This window comes from Planotetraspora sp. A-T 1434 (assembly GCF_025420585.1).
Classification (GTDB): Bacteria; Actinomycetota; Actinomycetes; order Streptosporangiales; family Streptosporangiaceae; genus JAOEGB01.
In genome coordinates, this window is the sequence record NZ_JAOEGB010000002.1 from 348,020 (window position 1) to 369,588 (window position 21,569).

General features: G+C 66.7%; 30 protein-coding genes and 1 other RNA gene. 20 read left to right on the top strand and 11 right to left on the bottom strand.

Translation table 11 applies throughout. The features are described 5' to 3' along the window. The first annotated feature begins 116 nt into the window (after nucleotides 1–116). A complete protein-coding gene (locus N5079_RS35460; protein WP_410007740.1) occupies nucleotides 117–689 on the top strand; it encodes a tyrosine-type recombinase/integrase in 573 nt (190 codons plus the stop codon). 219 nt (nucleotides 690–908) lie between these two features. Here N5079_RS35460 and N5079_RS04890 read toward each other — a convergent pair whose 3' ends face one another. Together N5079_RS04890 and N5079_RS04895 are read right to left on the bottom strand one after the other, a co-directional pair. Beyond that, nucleotides 909–1,382 carry a hypothetical protein gene (locus N5079_RS04890; protein ID WP_261582193.1) on the bottom strand — a complete coding sequence of 158 codons (474 nt, stop codon included), beginning with the start codon at nucleotides 1,380–1,382 and terminating at the stop codon, nucleotides 909–911. Between the two features lie 445 nt (nucleotides 1,383–1,827). Further along, nucleotides 1,828–2,268, bottom strand: coding sequence for a DUF5958 family protein (locus N5079_RS04895; RefSeq protein WP_261582194.1), 441 nt, complete (start codon nucleotides 2,266–2,268; stop codon nucleotides 1,828–1,830). Between the two features lie 209 nt (nucleotides 2,269–2,477). On the opposite strand from N5079_RS04895, the gene N5079_RS04900 reads away from it, so the two are divergent. Then, on the top strand, nucleotides 2,478–3,338 hold the full coding sequence (locus tag N5079_RS04900; RefSeq protein ID WP_261582195.1) for a DUF6551 family protein: 861 nt from the start codon (nucleotides 2,478–2,480) through the stop codon (nucleotides 3,336–3,338). Between the two features lie 1,048 nt (nucleotides 3,339–4,386). Here N5079_RS04900 and N5079_RS04905 read toward each other — a convergent pair. Genes N5079_RS04905 through N5079_RS04915 form a run of 3 tightly spaced genes read right to left on the bottom strand, consistent with a single transcriptional unit; the run spans nucleotide 4,387 to nucleotide 5,679 of the window. Further along, complete coding sequence (locus tag N5079_RS04905; protein ID WP_261582196.1) at nucleotides 4,387–4,728, bottom strand: hypothetical protein; 342 nt, start codon at nucleotides 4,726–4,728, stop codon at nucleotides 4,387–4,389. Nucleotides 4,729–4,744: 16 nt separating this feature from the next. Further along, a complete protein-coding gene (locus N5079_RS04910; RefSeq protein ID WP_261582198.1) occupies nucleotides 4,745–5,332 on the bottom strand; it encodes a hypothetical protein in 588 nt (195 codons plus the stop codon). 23 nt (nucleotides 5,333–5,355) lie between these two features. Further along, complete coding sequence (locus N5079_RS04915) at nucleotides 5,356–5,679, bottom strand: hypothetical protein (protein WP_261582199.1); 324 nt, start codon at nucleotides 5,677–5,679, stop codon at nucleotides 5,356–5,358. Nucleotides 5,680–5,824: 145 nt separating this feature from the next. Here N5079_RS04915 and N5079_RS04920 point away from each other — a divergent pair, with 145 nt between their 5' ends. From N5079_RS04920 to N5079_RS04995, 17 genes are all read left to right on the top strand, one after another. After that, the gene (locus tag N5079_RS04920) at nucleotides 5,825–6,145 is read left to right on the top strand and encodes a hypothetical protein (protein WP_261582201.1); all 321 of its coding nucleotides are present in this window, start codon (nucleotides 5,825–5,827) and stop codon (nucleotides 6,143–6,145) included. Between the two features lie 100 nt (nucleotides 6,146–6,245). Next, nucleotides 6,246–6,464: a hypothetical protein gene (locus N5079_RS35305; RefSeq protein ID WP_315967779.1), complete on the top strand. Its 219-nt coding sequence runs from the start codon at nucleotides 6,246–6,248 to the stop codon at nucleotides 6,462–6,464. Between the two features lie 3 nt (nucleotides 6,465–6,467). Further along, on the top strand, nucleotides 6,468–7,634 hold the full coding sequence (locus tag N5079_RS04925; protein WP_315967780.1) for an FtsK/SpoIIIE domain-containing protein: 1,167 nt from the start codon (nucleotides 6,468–6,470) through the stop codon (nucleotides 7,632–7,634). Nucleotides 7,635–7,693: 59 nt separating this feature from the next. Then, nucleotides 7,694–7,864 (top strand): hypothetical protein, encoded by a 171-nt coding sequence (locus N5079_RS04930; protein ID WP_261582203.1) that lies wholly within the window; start codon nucleotides 7,694–7,696, stop codon nucleotides 7,862–7,864. A gap of 113 nt (nucleotides 7,865–7,977) precedes the next feature. Continuing rightward, a complete protein-coding gene (locus tag N5079_RS04935) occupies nucleotides 7,978–8,673 on the top strand; it encodes a DUF2637 domain-containing protein (protein ID WP_315967781.1) in 696 nt (231 codons plus the stop codon). Nucleotides 8,674–8,692: 19 nt separating this feature from the next. Continuing rightward, entirely contained in the window at nucleotides 8,693–9,010 is a 318-nt protein-coding gene (locus N5079_RS04940) for a hypothetical protein (RefSeq protein WP_261582204.1), read from the top strand. Nucleotides 9,011–9,027: 17 nt separating this feature from the next. Beyond that, nucleotides 9,028–9,183 (top strand): hypothetical protein, encoded by a 156-nt coding sequence (locus tag N5079_RS04945; protein ID WP_261582206.1) that lies wholly within the window; start codon nucleotides 9,028–9,030, stop codon nucleotides 9,181–9,183. Between the two features lie 12 nt (nucleotides 9,184–9,195). Beyond that, nucleotides 9,196–9,615 carry a DUF3307 domain-containing protein gene (locus N5079_RS04950; protein WP_261582207.1) on the top strand — a complete coding sequence of 140 codons (420 nt, stop codon included), beginning with the start codon at nucleotides 9,196–9,198 and terminating at the stop codon, nucleotides 9,613–9,615. Between the two features lie 166 nt (nucleotides 9,616–9,781). Continuing rightward, nucleotides 9,782–10,597 carry an NUDIX domain-containing protein gene (locus tag N5079_RS04955; RefSeq protein ID WP_261582208.1) on the top strand — a complete coding sequence of 272 codons (816 nt, stop codon included), beginning with the start codon at nucleotides 9,782–9,784 and terminating at the stop codon, nucleotides 10,595–10,597. Between the two features lie 15 nt (nucleotides 10,598–10,612). Next, nucleotides 10,613–10,741: a hypothetical protein gene (locus tag N5079_RS04960; RefSeq protein ID WP_261582209.1), complete on the top strand. Its 129-nt coding sequence runs from the start codon at nucleotides 10,613–10,615 to the stop codon at nucleotides 10,739–10,741. An 83-nt stretch (nucleotides 10,742–10,824) separates the two neighbouring features. After that, nucleotides 10,825–10,968: a hypothetical protein gene (locus N5079_RS04965; RefSeq protein ID WP_261582210.1), complete on the top strand. Its 144-nt coding sequence runs from the start codon at nucleotides 10,825–10,827 to the stop codon at nucleotides 10,966–10,968. 114 nt (nucleotides 10,969–11,082) lie between these two features. Beyond that, complete coding sequence (locus N5079_RS04970) at nucleotides 11,083–11,223, top strand: hypothetical protein (protein WP_261582211.1); 141 nt, start codon at nucleotides 11,083–11,085, stop codon at nucleotides 11,221–11,223. 12 nt (nucleotides 11,224–11,235) lie between these two features. Further along, nucleotides 11,236–11,406: a hypothetical protein gene (locus N5079_RS04975; RefSeq protein ID WP_261582212.1), complete on the top strand. Its 171-nt coding sequence runs from the start codon at nucleotides 11,236–11,238 to the stop codon at nucleotides 11,404–11,406. 4 nt (nucleotides 11,407–11,410) lie between these two features. Further along, complete coding sequence (locus N5079_RS04980; protein ID WP_261582214.1) at nucleotides 11,411–11,647, top strand: hypothetical protein; 237 nt, start codon at nucleotides 11,411–11,413, stop codon at nucleotides 11,645–11,647. Further along, entirely contained in the window at nucleotides 11,644–13,056 is a 1,413-nt protein-coding gene (locus N5079_RS04985) for a replication initiator (RefSeq protein WP_261582216.1), read from the top strand. The genes N5079_RS04980 and N5079_RS04985 overlap by 4 nt, the downstream gene beginning before the upstream one ends. Beyond that, entirely contained in the window at nucleotides 13,053–13,226 is a 174-nt protein-coding gene (locus N5079_RS04990; RefSeq protein WP_261582217.1) for a helix-turn-helix domain-containing protein, read from the top strand. Before N5079_RS04985 ends, N5079_RS04990 begins: the two co-directional genes overlap by 4 nt. Further along, nucleotides 13,223–14,371: a tyrosine-type recombinase/integrase gene (locus N5079_RS04995; RefSeq protein ID WP_261582219.1), complete on the top strand. Its 1,149-nt coding sequence runs from the start codon at nucleotides 13,223–13,225 to the stop codon at nucleotides 14,369–14,371. Before N5079_RS04990 ends, N5079_RS04995 begins: the two co-directional genes overlap by 4 nt. 323 nt (nucleotides 14,372–14,694) lie before the next feature. Here N5079_RS04995 and N5079_RS05000 read toward each other — a convergent pair whose 3' ends face one another. The 6 genes from N5079_RS05000 to N5079_RS05025 form a co-directional block, all read right to left on the bottom strand. After that, the gene (locus N5079_RS05000; protein ID WP_261582221.1) at nucleotides 14,695–15,006 is read right to left on the bottom strand and encodes a hypothetical protein; all 312 of its coding nucleotides are present in this window, start codon (nucleotides 15,004–15,006) and stop codon (nucleotides 14,695–14,697) included. 348 nt (nucleotides 15,007–15,354) lie between these two features. Continuing rightward, an RNA gene (gene rnpB / locus N5079_RS05005) (RNase P RNA component class A) lies at nucleotides 15,355–15,745 on the bottom strand. A 124-nt stretch (nucleotides 15,746–15,869) separates the two neighbouring features. Beyond that, complete coding sequence (locus N5079_RS05010) at nucleotides 15,870–17,231, bottom strand: glycosyl hydrolase (protein WP_261582223.1); 1,362 nt, start codon at nucleotides 17,229–17,231, stop codon at nucleotides 15,870–15,872. Between the two features lie 292 nt (nucleotides 17,232–17,523). Next, complete coding sequence (locus tag N5079_RS05015; RefSeq protein ID WP_261582225.1) at nucleotides 17,524–18,723, bottom strand: bifunctional RNase H/acid phosphatase; 1,200 nt, start codon at nucleotides 18,721–18,723, stop codon at nucleotides 17,524–17,526. 26 nt (nucleotides 18,724–18,749) lie between these two features. Continuing rightward, complete coding sequence (locus N5079_RS05020) at nucleotides 18,750–19,487, bottom strand: zinc ribbon domain-containing protein (protein ID WP_261582226.1); 738 nt, start codon at nucleotides 19,485–19,487, stop codon at nucleotides 18,750–18,752. A gap of 8 nt (nucleotides 19,488–19,495) precedes the next feature. Further along, complete coding sequence (locus N5079_RS05025; protein WP_261582228.1) at nucleotides 19,496–20,362, bottom strand: Nif3-like dinuclear metal center hexameric protein; 867 nt, start codon at nucleotides 20,360–20,362, stop codon at nucleotides 19,496–19,498. A gap of 111 nt (nucleotides 20,363–20,473) precedes the next feature. Between N5079_RS05025 and N5079_RS05030 the strand changes: the two genes are divergently transcribed. Beyond that, nucleotides 20,474–21,559 carry a dipeptidase gene (locus N5079_RS05030; protein WP_261582229.1) on the top strand — a complete coding sequence of 362 codons (1,086 nt, stop codon included), beginning with the start codon at nucleotides 20,474–20,476 and terminating at the stop codon, nucleotides 21,557–21,559. Nucleotides 21,560–21,569: the final 10 nt, after the last annotated feature.

Sequence of the window (21,569 nt, forward strand, 5' to 3'; positions counted from 1 at the left end):
TTGCGGATGTACAAGACTTGCGGGAAGGCCATACGGAGGACCGTTACGAAGAGTGTCATCAGCTCGGGAGTCGAGTTGAGGCCCGTCGGCCCCTGATAAAAGGAAAGGGTCCCTTCATGAATCTAGGGGAGCGGTTCTCAACGTCAAGGAGTTCAGCGGGCTGCCGTTCGGCCGTGTTGGGTGGTAGCGGCATTCGCCGGGCGCTGCTGGTGCTCGCTCTGATCCCGGTGCTGGCCGGCTGCTGGTGCGGGCAGGTCGTCAGGCGGAGGTGCCGGTGCCGCCCGCCTCGGCCAGGCCGGAGGAGGTGGTGCGCGCCTAGAGCTCGGTCACCCGCCGCGTTCAGCGTGAGCTGGCCCATCGACAGGCAGCTCATCCGCCTGGTGCCGGGCCTGGGCCAGGTCGTCGGCGTGTCCAGCGTGATCCCTCACCCGCCACGCGACGAGCCAGACGAGGGTGCCCGGACGCGCTTTCACGACCTGCGACACTTCTACGCGTCGAGTCTCTTCCGAGCTAACTTGAATCCGAAGGTCATTCAGGCGTGTCTTGGGCATGCCACCATCGCCGAGACGATGGACACATACGGCCCCCTGTTTCCCGACGATGAATCTCGGCAGAGGTCCCGTCGAAACCATGATCGCTGTAGCGCTGACGGAACAGCGCCGGAACAGCGGCACTTGACCCGAACATAAGCCCAGGTCAAAGAGGTGAGGGGCGGACGAGTCGGCCTGTAGGCCGGGTTCAAATTCTGCCCGCCCCCTACCTGCGGCGAATCGCTCCGCACCAGAAGCTACCTGCGGGAACGCTTCCGTTCGTTGTCATCGCTTGCCAGCGTTTTCGGAGCGCGTGTGCCCCCAAAGTGCCCCGGCTGCACTGCGGTAGCGGCTACCCGCTCCCGGTCACTACTGGTATTACCGGGAGAGATCATCAGGTATAGGCAGATCCAGTGTCCCGAGGAAGGCGCCGGTCTTCACCTCCACGAAGATCTCTGCATCATCAAGGTCGTCAACGTCTTCATCCTCATCCGCGTTGATCTCCCCCGGGTCAATGTCCTCGGCAAGGTAAGCCTCCAGTTGGCGCTCTTTCGCCTTGCGCTCGGCATCGCTGGTAACGCCGTGTACCTGCCCCCACCAGTTCGCCAGTCCTGCCGCTTCAAGTGCCGGGTCGGTAGGCGCTGAGGCCTCCGAATCCTCGAAGTAGGTACGCGGGGTAACACCCAGATAAGCGACGCCAGAGCCCGGCCCTGCCGGCCGATAGACCACAGTGGTGATGTCGCTGTCATGAATACTGACCATGAGCCAGGGCTCGGCGAGATCGAGATGTTGATCGGCCTCGTGCTCCAGCCAGCGGCTTCCGTCATACAAATAGGTGCCGAAGAACCCCACCAGATCGTCCCCCTCCAGCTTGACGGCACATCACAGCCAAGACCAATCATTATCTCGTAGGTCCTTGATGGCCCCTGCTATCCGCCCGGACAGGCGTGGCGGGGCTGGTTACAAGTCGTAGATCTGATCCGTCCTGCTGGCTGACCTGCGACGACTGCTCAGCTCGCGCTTTAAGCTGGTCTTTCAGTGCTCGCCGGGCTTCATCGTTTCGCGTTGCTTTTCGCGTTTATGTGCCCTGGCTGTGCCCTGAAGCCTCCCGGTACCTGCCCGCGTCTGCTGGCGCGTCACCCATGACCGCCTGCTTGCAAACGGGAGCCAGTCACGACGGAGAGGGCTCGTCGCCCTGCTGAAGAGGCAGTTACGGGCCGGTGGTGTGTGGTCGTGTGAGGCGGCGTTGCTGTAGCGGTTGCTGTACGCAGCACTAGGCCGACCAGGTTCATCTCATTTAGGGGTCCACACCCCCTTCATAATTGGGCAGTGGCCGTTCCGTTTCGCGCTGGTTCCTCAGTTGGTGCCATGCGTGGCTGCATCCGCCGGCGCAGTAGCGCTCACGTCGGCGCCCGTCCGCGACAGTCAGAAGCGCGATCAGAAGACGGAATGCCTTGGCGCGCTCGTCCTGTGGCAGATTGATAATCTTCGCCAGTTGCTCAGCCAGTCGCCCCCGAGTTATCAGTACCGCCGGAGTATGGGTGAGCCGTATCCCCGCCAAGAGGACACTCTCTGGCCCATCCTCGACGACGGCACCAGCCTGAATGCAGTAGTTGGCGAGATCGCCTAGCACGACCAACTGGTCCTCAGCTGTTAGGTTCTCGAACCAGACGACACCCCACGACATCGGACGAAGGTCCTGCGCCAATTCATTCAGAATGACCGCATGCTCGTGCACATCACCCTCACCATGGGTTGCTTTCGGGCGCTCCCTGTCACCCTGACCTGGTGCTATTCGAATTCCAGACTGTATTTCTTGAATTCCTCTGTGAAGCGACAAATCAGTCTGTAGTCTGATCGCTGTTAGGTCGCCGTCTCCCGCATTCGGGAGCTGACTACGTGTCGCCGTCACCCCCGCTGGGGTGCTGACACGGGAGGAGTAGGGGTTTGTCCAGCAAGGACTACAGCTACGACATTCCGGATCATCCGATCAAGTACGTCGAGGTGGATCCGAGGATCATCAAGTTCGATCATCGGGCGCAGCGCAGCCTCAACAAGACCCGTGCTAAAACCATCGCTGAGAAACTCGTTCCCACCGCTCTCGGAACGCCGATCATCTCGCACCGCGACGACGATGGCATGTACGCGGTGGACGGCATGCACCGAATCTACGCCTGCCAGCTCATCCTGGCGGAGACAGTTACCGTCCGGGATGAGGTCCGCGATGCCGTTCAGACCATCACCTGTGAGGTCCACTCTCGCCTGTCGATGGCCAACGAGGCGTCCCTGTTCATCATCAAGAATAAGGAGTCCTCGAAGGTCGGCCCGACCGATGAGTTCAGGATCGGCGTGGTAGCTGGACACCCGCTGTTCGTGGACACCAATACCGTCCTCGAAAAGCACCAGCTCAAGGTCGGCACCCGTGCCGTCAACGCTGTACGAGGCATCAAGGGAATCCTCGATGTAGTCAAGGAGTACGGTCCCGATGTCCTGGACCAGTCACTCACCATCGCCGAGGAGGCATGGGGCCGCACTCCTGACACCTGGCACTCCGTCATCATCGGAGGTATCGCCATCGTGATCAGCCGGCATCCCGATGTGGTCAAGCCCGCCGAGTTGGCGCAGAAGCTCAAGCGCCAGGGCGACCCCGCGACCTTCAAGGCAAAGATCCAAATCGCCGCCACCAACAACAACACCCGCCTCGACGGCACCAAGGGACGCCTCAAAGCAGCCCACCTGGCGGTTGCCTCGGCTTGGAACGCTAATCGTCGCGTCAACAAGATCCCGGTCCCAAACATTTTCGAGTAGCCCAGAAAACACGATGCCTCGCGCCGACCTCCGGCGCGAGTCGCCGTGTTATCGACGACATATCCACTGGGTGTCAGGGCGTATCTGTCTCAAGTCCAGGGCCCCCTCTGAGCGGATGGCGCTCGTTCCCGGCGATGCACCGCCACTTTGCTCATCTATATCCGAGGCCTAGCCGGTCCGTGCTATCAGCCGACTCCTACGCCCCGCCCTGATCTTCCCGTCCGCCTTCGACCCGCCCGTAGGGGCAGCGGGCCGGCGACGGAGGGGCAAGCTCGGCTTCGCGTGTACATGTTCCCGGTGGACTTCCTCGTGCACTGGTTGCCCTGCCTGCACAGCCGGGCTTGACCTGTAGGAGTCGGTCTGCTGCCCCTACGGGCGGGTCGAAGGCGGACGGGAAGATCAGGGCTCCTACCTCAACCACTGACGAGCCTGCCGCCTGTGAATCGCGATCATCCCGGAGCCGGAGCGCCCCGGGGTTTGGGGCAGCGCCCCAAGGTCTTCCCCTTGCACCTTCCCGCCTCCTCCTCGCCCCTTCTTCCATCTCCCGCCAGCGTCGCCCCTCGGTCTCCGGGTCTCCTCGGCTTCGTGTCTGCTCATCGCCATGACCGTTCACCATTGGGAGAGAACTTCCATCGGCACAAGCCAATGCCGCCATCTAGTGACGCCACGCCGCTTGTCGGCGTGGTGCGCGCCGCCGACGGCGGGACCGGCCGAAGAGCCGCAGCCCGCCGGAGGGCGGGCGCGCGGTCCAACGGATTGACTCTTTCGTCCGTGTGCTCTCTTCGAGTGCGGGCCGTGATGGCAACCGGGCTGCGCTGTGCATCCCCCTCACTCGATCCCCCGCGGTGCCCCGAAAGCAGCCCAGGAAACAGCCCACCTCGCCGATCTCACCCCCGGCGGTCCCTTTCCTACGGACCGCCTCCTCCCCTGGATTGTCGAGACTGCCCCCTCCTGGCATCCCTCTCCTTACCGCCCCTCCCCTCCTCGCCCTCCGCTGCCCCCCGCCGCGAAAGCGGCGGCTTGACGACGTAGGGAAATCGGTAACAGGTCAGCTCGTCTCGTCGGTCGCGAACTCGGCTGACACCGACACGGATACAGCCCCGTCGAACCCGTTGGAGTGGGCATGCAGGCGAAAAACGCCGTCGCGCTGGATACCGTTCGGCCATGCCGTGGCTTGCAGAATCTCAGCCCAGGTCTCGAAGTCGTGACGACGCTGGATGGGGTCGGGAGCGTAGCAATTACCCACGATCAAGGGTCCGGCTCCAGCGTCAGTGATCGTCCACGCGATCACGGGTAGTCCCTCGTCGTGGGCTCGGTCGAGTAGACGCCCGAGGACTGCATGGCTCTGCTGCTGCCAGTCGTGTCGTTCGCTGGCGGTCGTCTCGATCATTGGCATTGCTCCTCACTCACTGCCGCTGAAGGGCGCTGGTGTCAGGCAGCATGATCGGCTTCTCCCCGCGCTCGTGGTCGTACATGCCGGCAAGAGCGGGCTCAAAGGCGGCGAGGTGACCACGCCACGTATCGCAGAGCGCGTTTCGTGCTGACGAGTCGGTGTAGAGCAGGAACCGGAGGTGACGAAGACCGTGCAACAGGACGTCGATGTATCGCGGGAGCGGTGCATCGGCAGCGTCAACAGGGATCGCCTTACCAACCGCTTCGGCAACCGCAGGGCTGATCGGCGTTGCCGTCGGCCAGTTTTCATGAACGAAATCCGAGCATCCGATCACGGCGAGGTAGGTCAGGATGACGGAATCGTCTTCGGCTCTCCATGAAGTGGCGTGCAGGCTATCGACTCGCCACGACGTGGAGTGCAAGAGCTTGACGTCGGTCAGGATACCGTGATCGGAAAGGATGGCCTCGACGGTTGAGTGAGGGTCACGGTCCTGCTGGATGGGGGCAGACCGCCAGGCGTCGGAACCGCTGAGCAGCCATAGCCCGGCGCGGTCGGCGGATACAGGCCAGACCTCGACACGAACGGTCGTGTTGGTCGTCATGCGCGTCCCTCCCTGGGGGTGGATCAGGACTTCTGAGGCTTGTCAGGCTTGTTGATCGCCTTCGCAGTGTTGATGAGCTGCGCTGCGCGGGCTTTCGATACTCCGATGTGGTTCGCCAGCACCGACAGCGACATTTTTTCGGATTCGAAGATCCGAGCGGCTGATTGCGCTCGCAGGTCGCCCGATGCTTCATACAGCCGGCGAATCGCCTCGACGAGCTCAGTAGAGCGCTCGAATGCTCGGCGGGGATCGGATTCAGCTCGAATCGCTTCGGCGGCAGCGTCGTAGGCGCGATCGAGGTGACCGAGAGCGGTAGTGACCGCCTCGCTCGCGTCCTCTTCTTTCATGCACTCAGTGTACGTGACTCGTATAGCTCCCCCTAGACAGAAGTTCCGTATAGGACCCCCTTGACGACCGTGTAGGGGGCACTGTACAGTCTTTCGTGTAGGGAGTCCTACACGGATCGGAGGACATGTAATGCGAAACATTCCGGTGGACATCTCGGGTCTGGCGTTCACGGTCGCCGGCGAGCCTGAGCCGAAGATTGTGGATCGGGCTACGGGTGAGGTGAAGCGGGATGCGGAGGGTCGTGACCTGTACACGATTCCGCTGCTGCCGCAGCCGAACGACGACCGTCGTAACCCGGTGATCGTGGTGACGTTCCCCTCGATCGACTTCCCGCACATCCCGCAGGGGGTGCAGGTTCGCCCGGTGGGTCTGTCTGCCTTCTACTGGCAGATGAACGGCCGGTCGGGGCTCGGGTTTCGCTGCGAGGCGATCCGCCCGGCGCACGAGGTCGCACCGTCGGCCTGAGCAACCACGAGGTAGGTCCCGGGACGGCCGTTCGCCTGGCAGCTTCCGCCGCCCCGGGGTCTCCCAACCACTCACGAGGAAAGGAAAGGAGGACCCCAGTATGACCGACTACCTGATTCCGGGGACTGTGACCGTCGCGGCCATAATCGCGGGACTGCTGGTGTGGCGTCGTCTGCACCGAGTGTCGTTCTGGCTGGTGGTGGGCTTCCCGGTCAAGGCGCTGGTGGTCTACAGCACGTGGAAGGCCGTGGCCTCCGGTTGCGGGCTGGCGAGGCGTCGTCAGCGCTGGCGGTGGACCTTCCCCGGATTGGGGGGCTGAGTCATGGTCATGCTGATGAAGCAGCGCCGCAAGCTGCGCCGTGTCGATGTCGAGCGGGCTCCCCGGTTGGGGGTGATCCGGCCGACTTCGCTGGGGTTTCGGATCACGGTTCGGCTGCATGACGGGCAGACCCCGGAGGACTACGGGCGGGTGCTGGACAAGCTCTCCCACGCCTGGAAGGTCCATTCCGTGCGGCTCGTCTCATGGAAGCCTGGCAAGGTCACGTTGGTCGCCACCCTGACCGATCCTTTGGAGTCGGTGACGATCCCGGTCCTGTCCGATGGGCTGCTGCGGGTGCGCGTCGGTCTGCTCGACACCGGGGACCCGTTCACCGTCGACTTCCGCACGGTGCCGCACTGGCTCAACGTCGGCGCGACCCAGTCCGGTAAATCGAATCTCGCCAATGACCTGGTGGTCGGGCTGGCACCGCAGCCGGTTGCGCTGGTCGGCTTCGACCTCAAGGGCGGGGTGGAGTTCACCCCGTATGAGGCGCGCATGTCCGCCTTGGCGACCGAGCGGGCCGAATGCGCGGACCTGCTCGCCGACCTGGTCGGCATCATCAAAGACCGCATGGCCTTGTGCCGCCGGCACCGGGTCAAGAACATCTGGCACCCGCGCCTGCCCGAGGTCGAGCGGCCTACCCCGATCGTCGTCCTCGTGGACGAGGTGGCCGAACTGTTCCTGATGGCCGACAAGAAGAAGGAGCAAGACGAGGTCTCCGCGGTCGCCACACGGTTGCTGCGGGTGGCCCAGCTTGGCCGCGCCTTCGGGATCTACCTGGTGGTGTGCGGGCAGCGGGTCGGCTCCGACCTCGGCCCCGGCGTCACCGCCCTTCGAGCGCAGCTCACCGGGCGGATCTGCCACATGGTCAACGACGAAGAGACAGCCAAGATGGCGCTCGGCGACATGGACCCCGGCGCGCTGGTGGCCGCGCGGAAGATCTCCCCGGCCATGCCGGGAACCGCTGTGGTGATCGGCTCGGAAGGGCGCTGGCACCGGATGCGCTCGGTTCACGTGACCGAAGAGCAGGCCGAAGCCGCCGCTGCCACGCACGCACATCTGACCCCCGCGTGGGCCGACCTCACCGCCGGCACCACCACGACCGGTGACCTCGACCTGGGCGACCTGGAGGAGTTCACCGCCCCCGACCTGGAAGACCTTCCGGTCTGACCCGCCACCGTCGCGTAAGAGCCGACCGTGCCGCTTATCAGGCTCACAAGGAGAACCCGATGGGCAACAAGGAGCTGGACCGACTGGGGGCGGCGGAGCGGGCGCATCTCGCCGCGTGCGAGGGAAGCACGCTGGAGGAGTACCGCCGGGCCGCTAAGGAGTACATCGCGGCGCACGAGCAGTGCACGCGCGAGGACTTGCAGGAGTTCGTCAAGGACTGCCCGTTCTAGAACCGCTGATCTGACCTTCCCCTCCCGTACGGGCTTGGCGTGAGCCCTGATCACGCCAGGTCCCTACCCGACTCATGCCGAAAACCCCCTCGAATCTCCAAGGGAGACCCGTGATGTTGCGTCGTCTGCGGTCGCTGCTGGCCGATTCCGGGCCGGTGGTGGTGCTCGCCGGCATCGCTGCGGTGGGCTCCTTCGACCACATCAGCAAACTGGCCGCCAAGAACGGCCAGAAAGATTGGCGCTCCTGGGCGGTCGCGGTGTGCATCGACCTGATGTGCGTCATGGCCGCCCGGGAGATCCAGCGGGACAAGCGCACCGGCCGTCGTCGCCGCGGCCTGCTGTCCTGGCCGTCGCTGGTCCTGGCCGGCGGAATCGTCCTCACCCTCGCCGCGAACCTGGCCGAAGCCGACCACAGCATGTGGGGCTGGATCCTCGCCGCAACCCCTGCCGGCGCGTTCCTGATCGCCATGTCGATGCTCGAACGCCGCGCCGCCCACACCCCCGAACCGCCGCCCGTGGTGGACGCCGAACTCGTCGCCGACCAACCTCCGAACACCGCGATTGCCGACGAGCGGCCGGAACTGCCGAGCCTCCACGAGCCGCAGGAACTCGACTCCGCACCCCTGGCACCGGATCTTCCCGCGATCAGCCCTGTCGTCCTCGATGACGCCCGGTACTTCGCGACCGAGTACGCCCGGCTACACGGCATTCCGATCCCCGCCGATGAGCTGATCCGTCGCATGCGGATCACTCCCGACCTCGCACACGAGCTGCTGCGCCGGCTCGCCCCCGTCACCGAAACCGCCTGACCGAAGGAGCCCAACCGTGATGACCACCGACCCCACCACCCGCGCCGACTTCATCGCGGGCCTGCGCCGCCTGGCCGCGTTCCTGGCCGACAACCCCAAGGTCCCCGTCCCGACCTACGGCACCGAGATCTCCGTCCACGCGGACGGCACCGACACCCAGCAGCGCGCGGCGGTGGACCGCATCGCCGACCTGATCGGCGCCCCCGCCTCGGACGGCGGCCACTACGTCACCGCCCGGGACTTCGGACCCGTCACCTACCGCGCCGTCGCGGTCTCGGAGGAGCGCATGGACGACTGGCACGCGCTCATGAGCTACAGCGACAACGTCTCGGTCTGAAGGCCAGGTGAAACCCCATGCTCCGCAAGCTGGTCGTCCGGGCCGTGGTGCTGTTCGCCCTGTTCTACCTGTTCACTCACCCGGCCTCGGCCGCCGGACTGGTCAACCAGGCCGTCCGGGCCGCGCACGCCGCCGCTGACGACCTCGCCGGCTTCCTGTCCATCCTGAATTGAAAGGACCGTCTGGTGAATGCGACTGGTGACCTCGGCGCGGTCTTCGCCTCGCTGTATGCCGCGCACATGGTCGCCGACCACTGGGTGCAGACCCACGGCCAAGCGCTGACCAAGTCCACACCGACCTGGGCCGGAAGGCTAGCCAACACCGCCCACGTGGCCACCTACACCGCAACCGCTCTCCTCGCGGTCACCCTCATGGCCTGGCGCACCGGGCTCCCCCTCGACCCCGCCCGGCTGGCCGCCGGTCTGCTGATCTCCGCTGTCACTCACTGGTGGGCCGACCGCCGCCACACCCTGCGATCCCTGGCCGTACGGGTCGGCAAAGGCGACTTCGCCGACCTGGCCACCGGCGGGATGAACGGCCTGTACCTGCTCGATCAGTCCTGGCACATCGGATGGCTGTTCATCGCCGCCCTGATCATCACCTGACTGGAGCGCCATGCCGAACGACGACGAATACAACCCCGTCTCTTGGTGCCTGATCTGCGGGTGGATCACCGAGGACCCCAACGCCAACACCTGCTACTGCGACGACGGTATCCCGCACTGCTGACCCCCAACTGACCTCGCCCCAAAGACCGCAAAGGAGAGACCAGTGGTAACCAACAGCGTTGAGTACACGCATCCCGACGTGCTGACGATCGGCATCCGCGACGGGTGGGCCGACCCGATCACCGACCCCACCCGTATCGACTGGACCGCCCGACAGGCCCGCGCCGCCATCCCGTTCAAGGTGATCGAGGGTCGCCCGGTCAACCCCTGCCAGCAGACCGGTATCCGCTACGGACGCAACGAGCTGGGCCACTGGGGAGAAGCCCTCGCGGCTGACGCCATGGTGACCGCCACAGACCCGGACGGGCACCGGTGGCTCGTCATGGTCGAACGCGCCGACGGCTACGGGTGGGCACTACCCGGGGGACACGTCGAACCCGGAGAGGACCCGGTAGCCGCCGCGATCCGGGAGCTGCACGAGGAAACCGGGCTGCACGCCATCACATCCGCTTGGACGGCGCTGCCGGCTCGGTATGTGCCCGATCCCCGCGCCAGTGACGAGGCGTGGATGGTGACCGTGCCCGTCCGCACGCACCTGGGCACCTACCACCGCGACGACCCGCCGGAAGTGGTCGGCGCTGACGACGCCGCACGGGCCGCATGGGTGCGTGCCGACACCTACGAGCATCTCGTCGAGTACCTCACGCGCACGTACGCCGGCGAGGTGTTCCCGGCTCACCGCCGCATGTTGGCTGACGCTCTGGTGCGGGTCACACAGACCCCATGTCCCGATTGTGACGGGGAGGGCCAGGTCCTTACCGCTCAGGTGGTCGGCCGTCTTCGCCGCCGCACCGTCGAGCAGTACGCCGCTTGCCTGACCTGCTCGGGCACCGGCCACGCCGCCCCCGAACCCCAGTAGGGAGGTGAACCCCCGATGGCGATCAACCCGTGCGCCGCCCGGCGCGAACGTCTCGCCTGCTGCACCTGCAACGGCACCGGAATCGACTGCGACAGCGCCACGTGCCGCGACTGCGCCGGCACCGGAATCGACAACCACAACTGAACTCCCCTGGTCGGTCAAAGCCTGCCAGCAACCGCCGCCCCACACCGCATCTCTGCTCCCGCCCACGCAAAGGAGACACCGCCATGCCGCGAATCGTCCGCGTCGACCACGGACCTCAGAACGGCGTCTGGCCCAACGGCGAACCTCAGGTGGTCCGCGACGCCTATGACGCCATGCTCGCCGAGCAGTCCACGACCGGAACGGACGCCACGAACACCAAGCGCTGACCCCCGAACTCCCGGGGTCTTGATCTGCGACGCCTGCACGGGGCGGCCAAAGCCTGCCAGCAACCGCCGCCCCGTGAGGCGTCCCCTTCGCCCACAAGCAAAGGAGACACCAGTATGCGCCACCTTCGCCCCCGCCGGCTGCCCCTCCGCTCGGGCTCGGCCTGGCTCCCGCCCGGCACCCCCTCGACCTGGGTGTGCAGCTGCGGCGGGATCAACCCCCGCACCTCGACCACCTGCCACAAGTGCAGCCAGTAGGCGGCTACCGTCATGCCTCCCACCCTCGCCGAACTCGAACAGCCCTGCGCCGGATGCGGTCACCAAAACGCCGTACACACCGGCGGAGCCAAACCCGGCGGCTGGGCCATCTACGAACGCACCTGGGCCAACGCCTCCGGCTGGTGCAACACCCCCGGCTGCGACTGCCCGGGCCGGCGGTGACCTCGTGAGCCTTCACCGCGTCCACGTCACAGAGGTCTTCGCCCCCGGGGCTGAGCAGCCCTGGCTCACCATCCGCCGCGTGCTGGCGTTCGAGTCCGGCCCGTGCCTAGCCCCGGTCCTGGTCCGCCTCGCGGGCCGCCGCCGGCGCATCGCCTGCGGTCGCCGGCTCCCACTGCACCAGCAGTGCCCCAACTGCTGCCCCCGCATCGTCATCACCGACACAAGGAGGATCACCGTTTGAGCGCCCCCGCGCCGCTCGCCGAGCTGGTCGGGCCGGTCATCCGTGACCTGGCCCGCCGCTCAGGCAAAGACCTCACCCGCTGGCTTGACCAGGTCGCCCGCCTCGGCGGCTGCGCCGAACCCATCCGCCTGACCGGCGAAACCCACACCGTCGATGCCGCCTCCGGTGAGGTCCTCGCCACCTACTCGACAAGGAACGAACCGCACGGGCATCTCCTCGTGCGCTGCGGCAACCGCCGCGCCTCCCGCTGCCCCTCCTGCGCCGAGACCTACCGCAAAGACACCTTCCACCTGATCCGCGCCGGCCTGCTCGGCGGAGACAAAGGCGTTCCCGAGACCGTCCGTACTCACCCCCGCGTCCTCGCCACGCTGACCGCGCCCAGCTTCGGCCCTGTCCATCGCGGGCCGGACAAGCACGGCGCACCCCAGGTGTGCCACCCCCGCCGCACCGGGCCGGCCTGCTTCGACCGGCATACCGCCGACGATCCCCGCATAGGCCAACCCCTCGACCCCGACAGCTACGACTACGTCGGTCACGTGCTGTGGAACGCCTACGCCGGTGACCTGTGGCGCCGCTTCACGATCTACCTGCGCCGTCACTTGGCCGGCGCTGCCGGGCTCACTCAGGCCGCGTTCAACCGTCAGGTCAAGGTGTCCTTCGCCAAGGTCGCCGAATACCAAGCCCGCGGCCTGGTCCACTTCCATGCCGTGATCCGCCTCGACGGCCGAACCGACGACGACGACGGAGACGACGCCACGATCCCCCCGCCGGACTGGGCCACCGTGCAGCTCCTCGACGCGGCCATCCACTCTGCGGCTGCTGCCGTGCGGGTGGAAGGTCCCGACCTCGGCCAACCCGATCGGTACCTGGTCTGGGGCCAACAGGTCGATGTCCGGTTCATCGCCCCGGGTGACCTCGACGACGCCGGCGAGCTCACCGAGCAGAAGGTTGCCGGCTACATCGCCAAGTACGCCACCAAAGCCGCCGAAACAGCTGGCACCCTGGACCGCCGTATCCGGCCTCACGACCTCGGCCGTCTCCATCAGCAGGGCGTCACCGACCACGCCGCGCGGCTGATCCGCACCGCGTGGGAGCTCGGCGACCCCGTCGCACACCCGGAACTGCTCACGCTGCGGCTCCGCAAGTGGGCGCACATGCTCGGCTTCCGGGGCCACTTCTCGACCCGATCCCGCGCCTACTCGACCACCATGACCGCCCTGCGGCAGGCACGGGCCGACTACCGACAGGCACAGATCCGCGAATCGGGCTGGGCTTTCGACCCGGACACCACGCTCGTACTTGCGCACTGGAGCTTCGCCGGCCAGGGCTACACCCCCGGTGAATCCCTCCTCGCTGCCGGGATAACCGCTGATCCTCAACCGCGCCGTCTCAATGGAGGGCCAGAGTGACAACGTCTCGTCTGTGGACTGTCGAGGATGTCGCCGAGTTCCTTGGCGTCCCTGCCGGAACCCTGTACCAGTGGCGGACTCGGAAAATCGGCCCTACCGGACACAGGATCGGTAAGCATCTGCGCTACCTCCCGGAAGATGTAGTTGCCTGGGTGCGTGAACAGTCGTGACGATCTATGATCGATGGCACAAGTCCAGGCCCAACCCCGGCGAGTCTCGATGCTCCGAACACAAGAAGGCTCCCACCTCCGAGCATGGCATCGGCGACCGCTGGCAAGTCCGCTACCGCGACGAGTCCGGAAACCAGACCAAGCGGAACTTCGATAAGAAAGCCGATGCTGAACGCTTCGACGCTGCTCGGAAGGCGGACACCTCCCGCGGGGAGTGGATTGACCCCAAGCTGGGCCAGACGAAGTTCGGCGAGTACGCCCCTGAGTGGCTCGCCGCTCGGCTGCACAAGCCGACTACTGAGGAGACCTACCGGAACCACCTCCGGAAGCACATCTATCCGACCTTCGAGGCCGTTTCCCTGGCGTCGATCCGGCCCACCTCCGTACAGCAGTGGGTCAAGGGTCTCCAGTCAAAGGGCCTTGCTCCTCGGACGATCGAGACCATTTACACGATCTTCGCAAGCATCATGCGCGGTGCCGTCCGTGACGGTCTGATCAGCAAGACACCCTGTCGGGATATCCGTCTGCCTCACGCCGCCAAAACCGTGATCCGGCTTTTGTCACCCGAGCAGGTCATAAGACTGAGCCGTGCCATGCCCAGCAAGTACGGCCCGTTGGTCCTTCTCGGCGCTGCTGCCGGCCTGCGGCAAGGTGAGGCGCTCGGCCTCTCGGTGGATCGTGTCAGGTTCGCCGAACAGATGATCACGATTGACCGCCAAGTGGTCATCGTCGATCGCCGGCCAGTCTTGGCGGCTCCGAAGAGTCCCGCATCGGTCCGCGAGGTTCCAATGCCGGCCTTCCTCTCCGAAGCGCTTGAAAAGCACATCGCGGACCATGCCCCCGCCGATCTCCTGTTCTCGACCTCGCGCGACAACCTCATGCGGCGCGACTACTTCAACGCTCGCATCTGGAAACCCGCAATCAAGGCGGCCGGTCTTCTCCCGGACACGACCTCTCACGACCTGCGACACACCTTCGCGAGTACGGCTCTGGCGGAAGGCGTTCCGATCTCCGAGGTGTCCCGGTGGCTCGGCCATGAGTCGATCACCACGACTGTCGACCTCTACGGTCACCTGGTTCCGGATGCTTCCCATAGGGCACGTACGGCAATAGACGTTGCGTTTGCACAGGCGACTAAAGCCTGACTTGTGGCGACGCCGCTACTCGTCTTCTGGGAAGTCCGCCTCATCAAAGATGTTGATCAGTTGGAACTGGGGTGGATTCACGTCTGGCAGGAAACGGACCATTACCACTCATGTCTCGCGTGGCCGAAACGCTTTCAGTGGACGACCCGGCTGATCGTTTGCCAAGTCCTCAGGGTCGTACCACCGTGATGTCCACGTTCCATCGGCGATTGTGCGGAGCAGTTCCTTGACGAGCTGGTGATCTCCCTCCTTCGGCTTGGCCGAGTCCCACCAGTCTGCGAGCACTCGTCCGCTCTCCGGATGGAGCCGCAGTACCGCCATGGTCACTCCACGAGTCGGTTAAGCACCTCTTCGACGTCCAGCGACTCACCGGATTCGGCACTGCCACTGGTGTTTCTCAGCGCTTCCGCATAGGCGGGAATACCCCGCAGATGAACGGTCGCGAGGAGATTCTTCGCGAAAGCTACGAGATGGTCAACATCGTTGGTTCGTTCGAAGGCGAGGGCTGCGCGATACGAGTTACGCAGAAGTGCTCTTTGTTCAGACAGTCGAAGACCATCAATCGTCTCCATTGCCCGTTCAACCGCAGGATCATCATAAGAAACGGATCCGGGCGAGAGGAATTCATGTTTCATGTCGCCCTACTCCTCCGTGGGACTTCGTCTTGTGGCTATTGGGAGTGCGGAGCATTCGGTTGACACGCCAAGGCGACAACAGCCGATCCTGAGACGGACAATCTTCTAACCCCAGCACATCGAACGTCTATTCGATCCGACAGTACTCCCCGTCACTGACAGATGCCACTGCCTTGCCAAGCCACCCTTGCGCATCATGAGGGCTCGTGGACCCTTTTCAACCTGATTGCTTCGGACGTGAACCAGCCAGAGGTGGGAGGTGTCATGGTGATCCACTACGGGATGTGCCCCAACTGTGCCCTGATCTTGATTGATCAGGCTTCAGGGCCAGCTCAGACGGGGTGAGGGCGGACGAGTCGGCCTGTAGGCCGGGTTCTGTGATCAGCCTTGGCTGATCGGCGGCCATCCATCTAGGACCGCCGTTGCCGACGGCCTCAAGCGGTCTACCCGCGCGGCTCGGGCGGGCAGCCCTCGAACGTCGCGCGCGGGACGCTTCCAGGGAAGCGTCCCTTCTTGACCTTGCTCCGGGTGGGGTTTACCGAGCCGCCCACGTCGCCGTGGGCGCTGGTGGTCTCTTACACCACCCTTTCACCCTTACCCCCGCGAAGGGGGCGGTCTGCTCTCTGTGGCACTGTCCCGCGGGTCACCCCGGGTCGGCGTTACCGACCACCCTGCCCTGTGGAGCCCGGACCTTCCTCGGCAGAGCACGAAGCTCTGACGCGGCCGCCCGGCCGGCTCGTCCGCCGTAATAGAAACCCTATCGGCTTACGCGCTCATTCCCCGCCAGGCAAAGCCTTGCCCGCATCGCCGCTTCTCTCACGTCTCTTCGGACGCTTGGCATGGGATGCGCGGCGGAGGGCCGATCAGTGGGCCTCCTGGAAGGCGCGGCCGGCCGGGGTCGCGACGCCGTTGCCATGGAACAGGCCGCTGCTGGGGCCGGTGTCCGAGGTGCCCAGGCCGAACCAGGCGTAGCGATGCACGTACGGCAGGCCGGCCAGCATCGTGGTGGAGGCGGTGACGAACGCGGCCTGCTGCGCCTCCGTGGGGAAGCGGACGCCGTGGGAGAAGTCGATCAGCGCGTACTCGGTGAGCCAGATCGGCTTGTGATAGCGCTCGTACACGGCTTGCAGATAAGACTTGAGCTGCCCGACCGCCGCCTCCGTGCGGAAGTCTCCGCCGTACCAGTGCAGGCTGACGAAGTCGACGCGGTAGCCGCGCTGGGCCGCTCCGGACATGAAGCGATCCAGCCAGCCCCCCGGCCTGTCGCCGCCGTAGGCGACGGCGGGGCTGCCCACCACACGACCGGCTGCCATGAGCTTGGGCCACAGGGACAGCGCCTTGTCCACTGACATGTTGGACTGTTCGGCCATGTCTGGCTCGTTGAAACCGAGCAGGTAGGGTCCGGCGCTCTTCGCCTCGGCGAGCGTCTTGTCGGTGACGCTGCCGGCTCCCCAGATCAGGGGGACGAACTCGGACCCCTTGGGTGTGGTGATGCCGTCATGATTCGAGGACCAGGTGTAGTACCAGCTCGCACCCGACTTGGCCAGCGCCTCGCTGACTCCGGTCATCTTCCACACGCCCACCCCCTTCTTGCCGGACGCCGCCGAAGGGCCGGTCGGCGCGGGCGTGGCCGGAGCTGTGCTCGGATTGGAGCTCGGTGCGGGCTTCGTCGGGGTCGCGCTCGGAGCGGGGGTGGCCGACGTCTGTCCGAAGGCCTGGAACTCCCATAGCGAGACGCCGTACGGGGTGGCCCGCTTGGTGGTGTAGAGCCGGACGTAACGGCCGGTGGCCGACACGTTGACCGTCTGCACGCCTCCTCTGCCGGAGGTCGTGGCGTACAGCGTCGTCCAGGATTTACCGTCGGCGGAGCTCAGAATCTTGAAGTGGGTGGCATAGGCGCGCTCCCATTTCAGTACGACCTTCGTGATGGCGGTGGACTTTCCCAGGTCCACCTGCAGCCACTGCGGGTCGCTGAACCTGCTGGACCAGCGTGTGCCGTCGTTGCCGTCCACCGCGGCCGCCGCCGAGAGATCGCCCCGCTCGGACGAGGAGGCGACCACCGGGCGGCCTTGTGAAATCGGAGCATCGGCCGCATGGGCCGGGAGTATGCCGTTCACCAGGGAGCCGCCCAGGAAGATCGGGAGAACGCCGGCGACCGCGACATGACGCATCCGCCGGGCCGCCACACCAGCCGGCGCGGCAGCCGCCGGAACAGTCTCACTCATGATTTCAGTGCCCTTCGTAGAGCGGTCCGGGGGTTTCGAGGCTGGCGGGAACGCATGTGCCGCCATAGAGGAGACCGGCGCTCCGATCGCGGACAACGAAAACCTCGGAAGTAGTTCGCGGGGTTTGGGTGGCCCGCAGAGATCCGGCGCGCCGAGTACGCTCTGGTCCCCCGTTGTCCGCTACGCCGCCGAGGTCCGACAGGCCACGTTCGTCATGGGTTCGCCCCAGTCGCCCGCCACCCTGCCGTACGGACAGGGGTCGCGATCAGGGGGCCGACGAAGGAGATGCGGATCAGCGCAGGTGGGCGGTGTCGTTGAGCGCCCGGACCACGGCAGGCCCATCAGCGTAGTACTCGATCAGCGAAAGGCAGGCCAGATCGAGATGCATGCGATAAAGCGCCTGCGGAGGCGCCATCAGGGCGAACCGTACGAGCATCTTGATCGGCGTCACATGGGACACCGCGAGCACGGTCTTACCCTCGTGGGCCTTGACGATCCGGTCCCTGGCCCGGTCGACTCGATGCGCCGTCGTCGCGAAGCTCTCACCGCCCGGCGGGGGCACGTCGGGGTCCGCCAGCCAGGCGGCCAGCTCATCGGGCCACCGCTCCTGGATCTCGGCGAACGTGTGCCCCTCCCACGCGCCGAAGTCGGTCTCGCGGAGATCGTCCTCCACTGACACGGGCAGGCCGGTCCGGGCCGCCACCGCCTCCGCGGTCTGCCGGGCGCGCAGCAGGGGGGAGCTGACGATCACTTCGATCTCGTACGGCTTGCCGGACAGGCGTACGGCGGCGGCCTCCGCCTGGGCCACGCCGTTCGCTGTGAGGGCGGGGTTGCCCCGGCCGGAGAACCGCTTCTCGATGGACAGCGGGGTCTCACCGTGCCTGAGCAGGAGCAGCGAGGTGGCCGTCCTGGTGGGACGGGCCATCCAGCCGGTGCCACGCCCGGCCCGGACGCCGGGCCCCTGGGCGCCGGGCGGTTCGAACAGGGCGTCCGGCTGTCGCTCGAACGAGGACGTCACCGACGCGGACGTGGTCGCTGAGGTGCTCGCCGAAATGGTTTTGGCCTGCCACTTCTCGCCCCGGGCGGCGGCGTCCATGGCCTCGTTGGCCAGGCGGTCGGCGTGGCTGTTCTGCTCGCGGGGGATCCACTTCCAGTTGACCCGGAAGCGCCGGGCCAGGGCGGCGCCCTCCAGAGCGAGCGGCCGCAGACCCTCGTGCTTGACCTTCCAGCGGCCGGCCATCTGCTCGATGACGAGCTTGGAGTCCATCCGGACCTCGACGGGCTCGCCTTCGGCGCCGAGGGCCAGCAGTGCCTGAAGTCCGGCGATCAGCCCGCGATACTCGGCCACGTTGTTGGTCGCGGTGCCGATCGACTCGGCGGCCTCCGCGAGGACCTGGCCCGCGGGGTCCTTCACGACCGCGCCGTATCCGGCGGGTCCGGGGTTGCCCCGGGACCCGCCGTCAGCCTCGACGACGAACTTCACGCCGGCCAAAACGCCCCCAGATCCTTAACGGCCGTTCACAGGCCCGACTCGGCCGTCCGGACCAGGATCCGGCGGCACTCCTCGCAGCGGACCACCTCGTCCGGTGCGGCGGCCCGGATGCGGTTGAGGTCGGCGATGGACAGGGTCGTGCGGCAGCCGAGGCACCGGCCGCCGTGCAGCATCGCGGCGCCGACGCCCGACTGCTCGCGCAGCTTCTCGTACAGCGCCAGCAGGTCGGCGGGGATGCCGGCGATCGAGGCGCGCTTGCCCTGAAGCTCGGCGGCGTCCTTGTCGATCTCCGCGAGGGCGGCGTCGCGGCGGTCCTCGGCGGCGGCCAGCGTGCCGCTGACCTTGTCGCGCTCCGACTTGAGCGTCGCCACCTGGGCGTCGGCGGCCTCACGACGCTCCATGATCTCCAGCACGACCTCTTCCAGGTCTCCCTGCCGCCGCCGGAGCGAGGCGATCTCCGACTGGAGGCTCGCCAGGTCCTTGGGCGAGGACACCTGGCCGGAGTCGAGGCGGTTCTGGTCGCGCTCGGCCCGGGTGCGGACGGCGTCCACGTCGGACTCGGCCTTGGCCTGATCCCTGGCGAGGTCACCCGCCTCGGTCTCGGCGCCGATCGCCTGGGTGGCGAGCTGTGCCACCTTCTTGGACAGCTCCTCGATCTCGGCGAGCTCGGGCAGGGTGCGGCGGCGATGCCTCAGCCGGTCGAGACCCGCATCCAGCTCCGCCAGATCGAGCAGACGCTTCTGTGCTTCCGGTGCGGCCTTCATCCCTATCCTCAAGGTCTTCGCGTGTCCAGGTCTGTTGCGGTGTCTGGTGCGGTCGCCGTCCACGCGTCCGTGACGACGTCCGAGATGCGCGCCTCAACAGTAATGCCCCTGGCCCGCAACGCTGACGTCAGACGTCCGGCGGCGTCGGCCAGCCAGGGCCATTCGGTGGCCCAGTGCGAGGCGTCGATCAGCGCCGGCCCGTCCCCGGCCTCCATGTGCTCGCTGGCGGGGTGGTGGCGCAGGTCGGCGGTGAGGAAGACGTCGGCCCCGGCGGCGCGAGCCGTACTGAGAAGGGAATCCCCCGCTCCCCCGCTCACCGCGATCGTCTCGACCGGGCGTTCGAGGTCGCCGGCCACCCGCAGTGGGCCGGCCGTACGGGGAAGGCCCGACGCGGCCCGGGCGGCGAACTCCCGCAGGGACACGGGCGACGGCAGGGTCCCGATGCGGCCGAGCCCGCGGCGCGGGTCGGCCGGAGAGGGCTGCAGCGGGCGGAGGGCGGAACGCAGCCCCACGGCGCGCGCGAGCGCGTCGGAGACCCCGGGATCGGCGACGTCGGCGTTGGTGTGCGTCGTGTAGAGCGCGACGTCGTTCCTGATCAGCCGGTGGATGACGCGGCCCTTGAAGGTGGTGGCGGCGACGCTCGTGGTCCCGCGGAGATAGAGGGGGTGATGCGTGACGATCAGGTCGGCGCCCCATTCGAGCGCCTCGTCCGCCACCACCGCGACGGGGTCGACCGCGAACAGGACCTTCCGTACGGCCGCCGCCGGATCGCCGCAGACGAGGCCCACCGCGTCCCAGGGCTCGGCCCAGGACGGGTCGTACATCGCCTCCATCTCGGCGACGACCTCGGCCAGGGAGCAGGAGATCGATGACACCCGCGCAGACTACCGCGCTCCCAGCCGGGCTCCGGGGAAGGGAACTCAGGGAAGGGCAGGGCGGACAAGAAATCGCCACTCGGAGCGCCGGTGCGGGAGAGGTAACGTCACATGAAGGCTCCCGCCGCCAGGAAGGACTCCGACGTGCCCGTTGATCAGCTCAGTGACCTCCACGCGGACGCGGTCGTCGCCGACGCGCACAACGACCTCCTCATGGCGGTCTCCGCCCGGCCTCCCCGGATGTGGGCCTCGTTCTTCCGGGACCAGTGGCTTCCGCAACTCGTGGCGGGCGGCGTCAACGTGCAGGTCCTGCCGGTGTTCATCGACGACCAGTACCGGCCTGAGGGCGCGCTGCGCCAGACGCTCCGCATGATCGAGTGCGCGCACGTCCTGGCCGAGGGCAACCCGGAGGCGGTGCGGATCTGCTACGACGGGCAGCAGATCGACGAGGCGCTCGCTCTCGGGAGGATCGCCCTGGTGCTGGCCATGGAGAGCATGCCCGGCATCGGCGACAGCGTCGAGCTGATCCCGACCGTGCACCGGCTCGGCGTCCGCGTGGCCTCCATCGCCCACTGGGACCGTACGGCTCTCGCCGACGGCAGCGGGCAGGACGGCACCGGCTCGCGGCTGACGAGCCACGGCGTTGAGGCCCTCCAGGAGATGGAACGGCTCGGCATGATCTTCGACGTGTCCCACCTGGGCGCCTCCGGCGTCGGGCACGTCCTGGAGATCGCCACCCGGCCGGTCATCGCCACGCACTCCTCCGCGCGGGCGCTGCGTGACCACCACCGCAACCTGACCGATGACCAGCTCAGGGGGATCGCGGCCAACGGCGGCGTGGTGTGCGTCAACTTCCTCGCGGCGTTCCTCACCGTGGACGCGCGCAGCGCCACGATCGACCACCTGGTCGACCACATCGAGCACGTCGCGGGTGTCGCGGGCATCGACCACGTCGGTCTCGGCCCGGACTTCATCCGCGAGGTCCACCGCGACCTGACTCCGCCCTGCTGCGAGGGTTTCGGCCTCGGCGAGATCGACTCGGCCGCGGCGATTCCCGGCCTGGACGGCCCGCGCGGCCTGCCCATGGTGACCGAGGCGCTGCTCAAGCACGGGTTCTCCGAGGAGGAGATCGTCAAGATCCTCGGCGGCAACGTGATGCGCCTGTTCCGCGCCGAGCTGGGCCGGGCCCGGCCGTGAACCTCGGCGG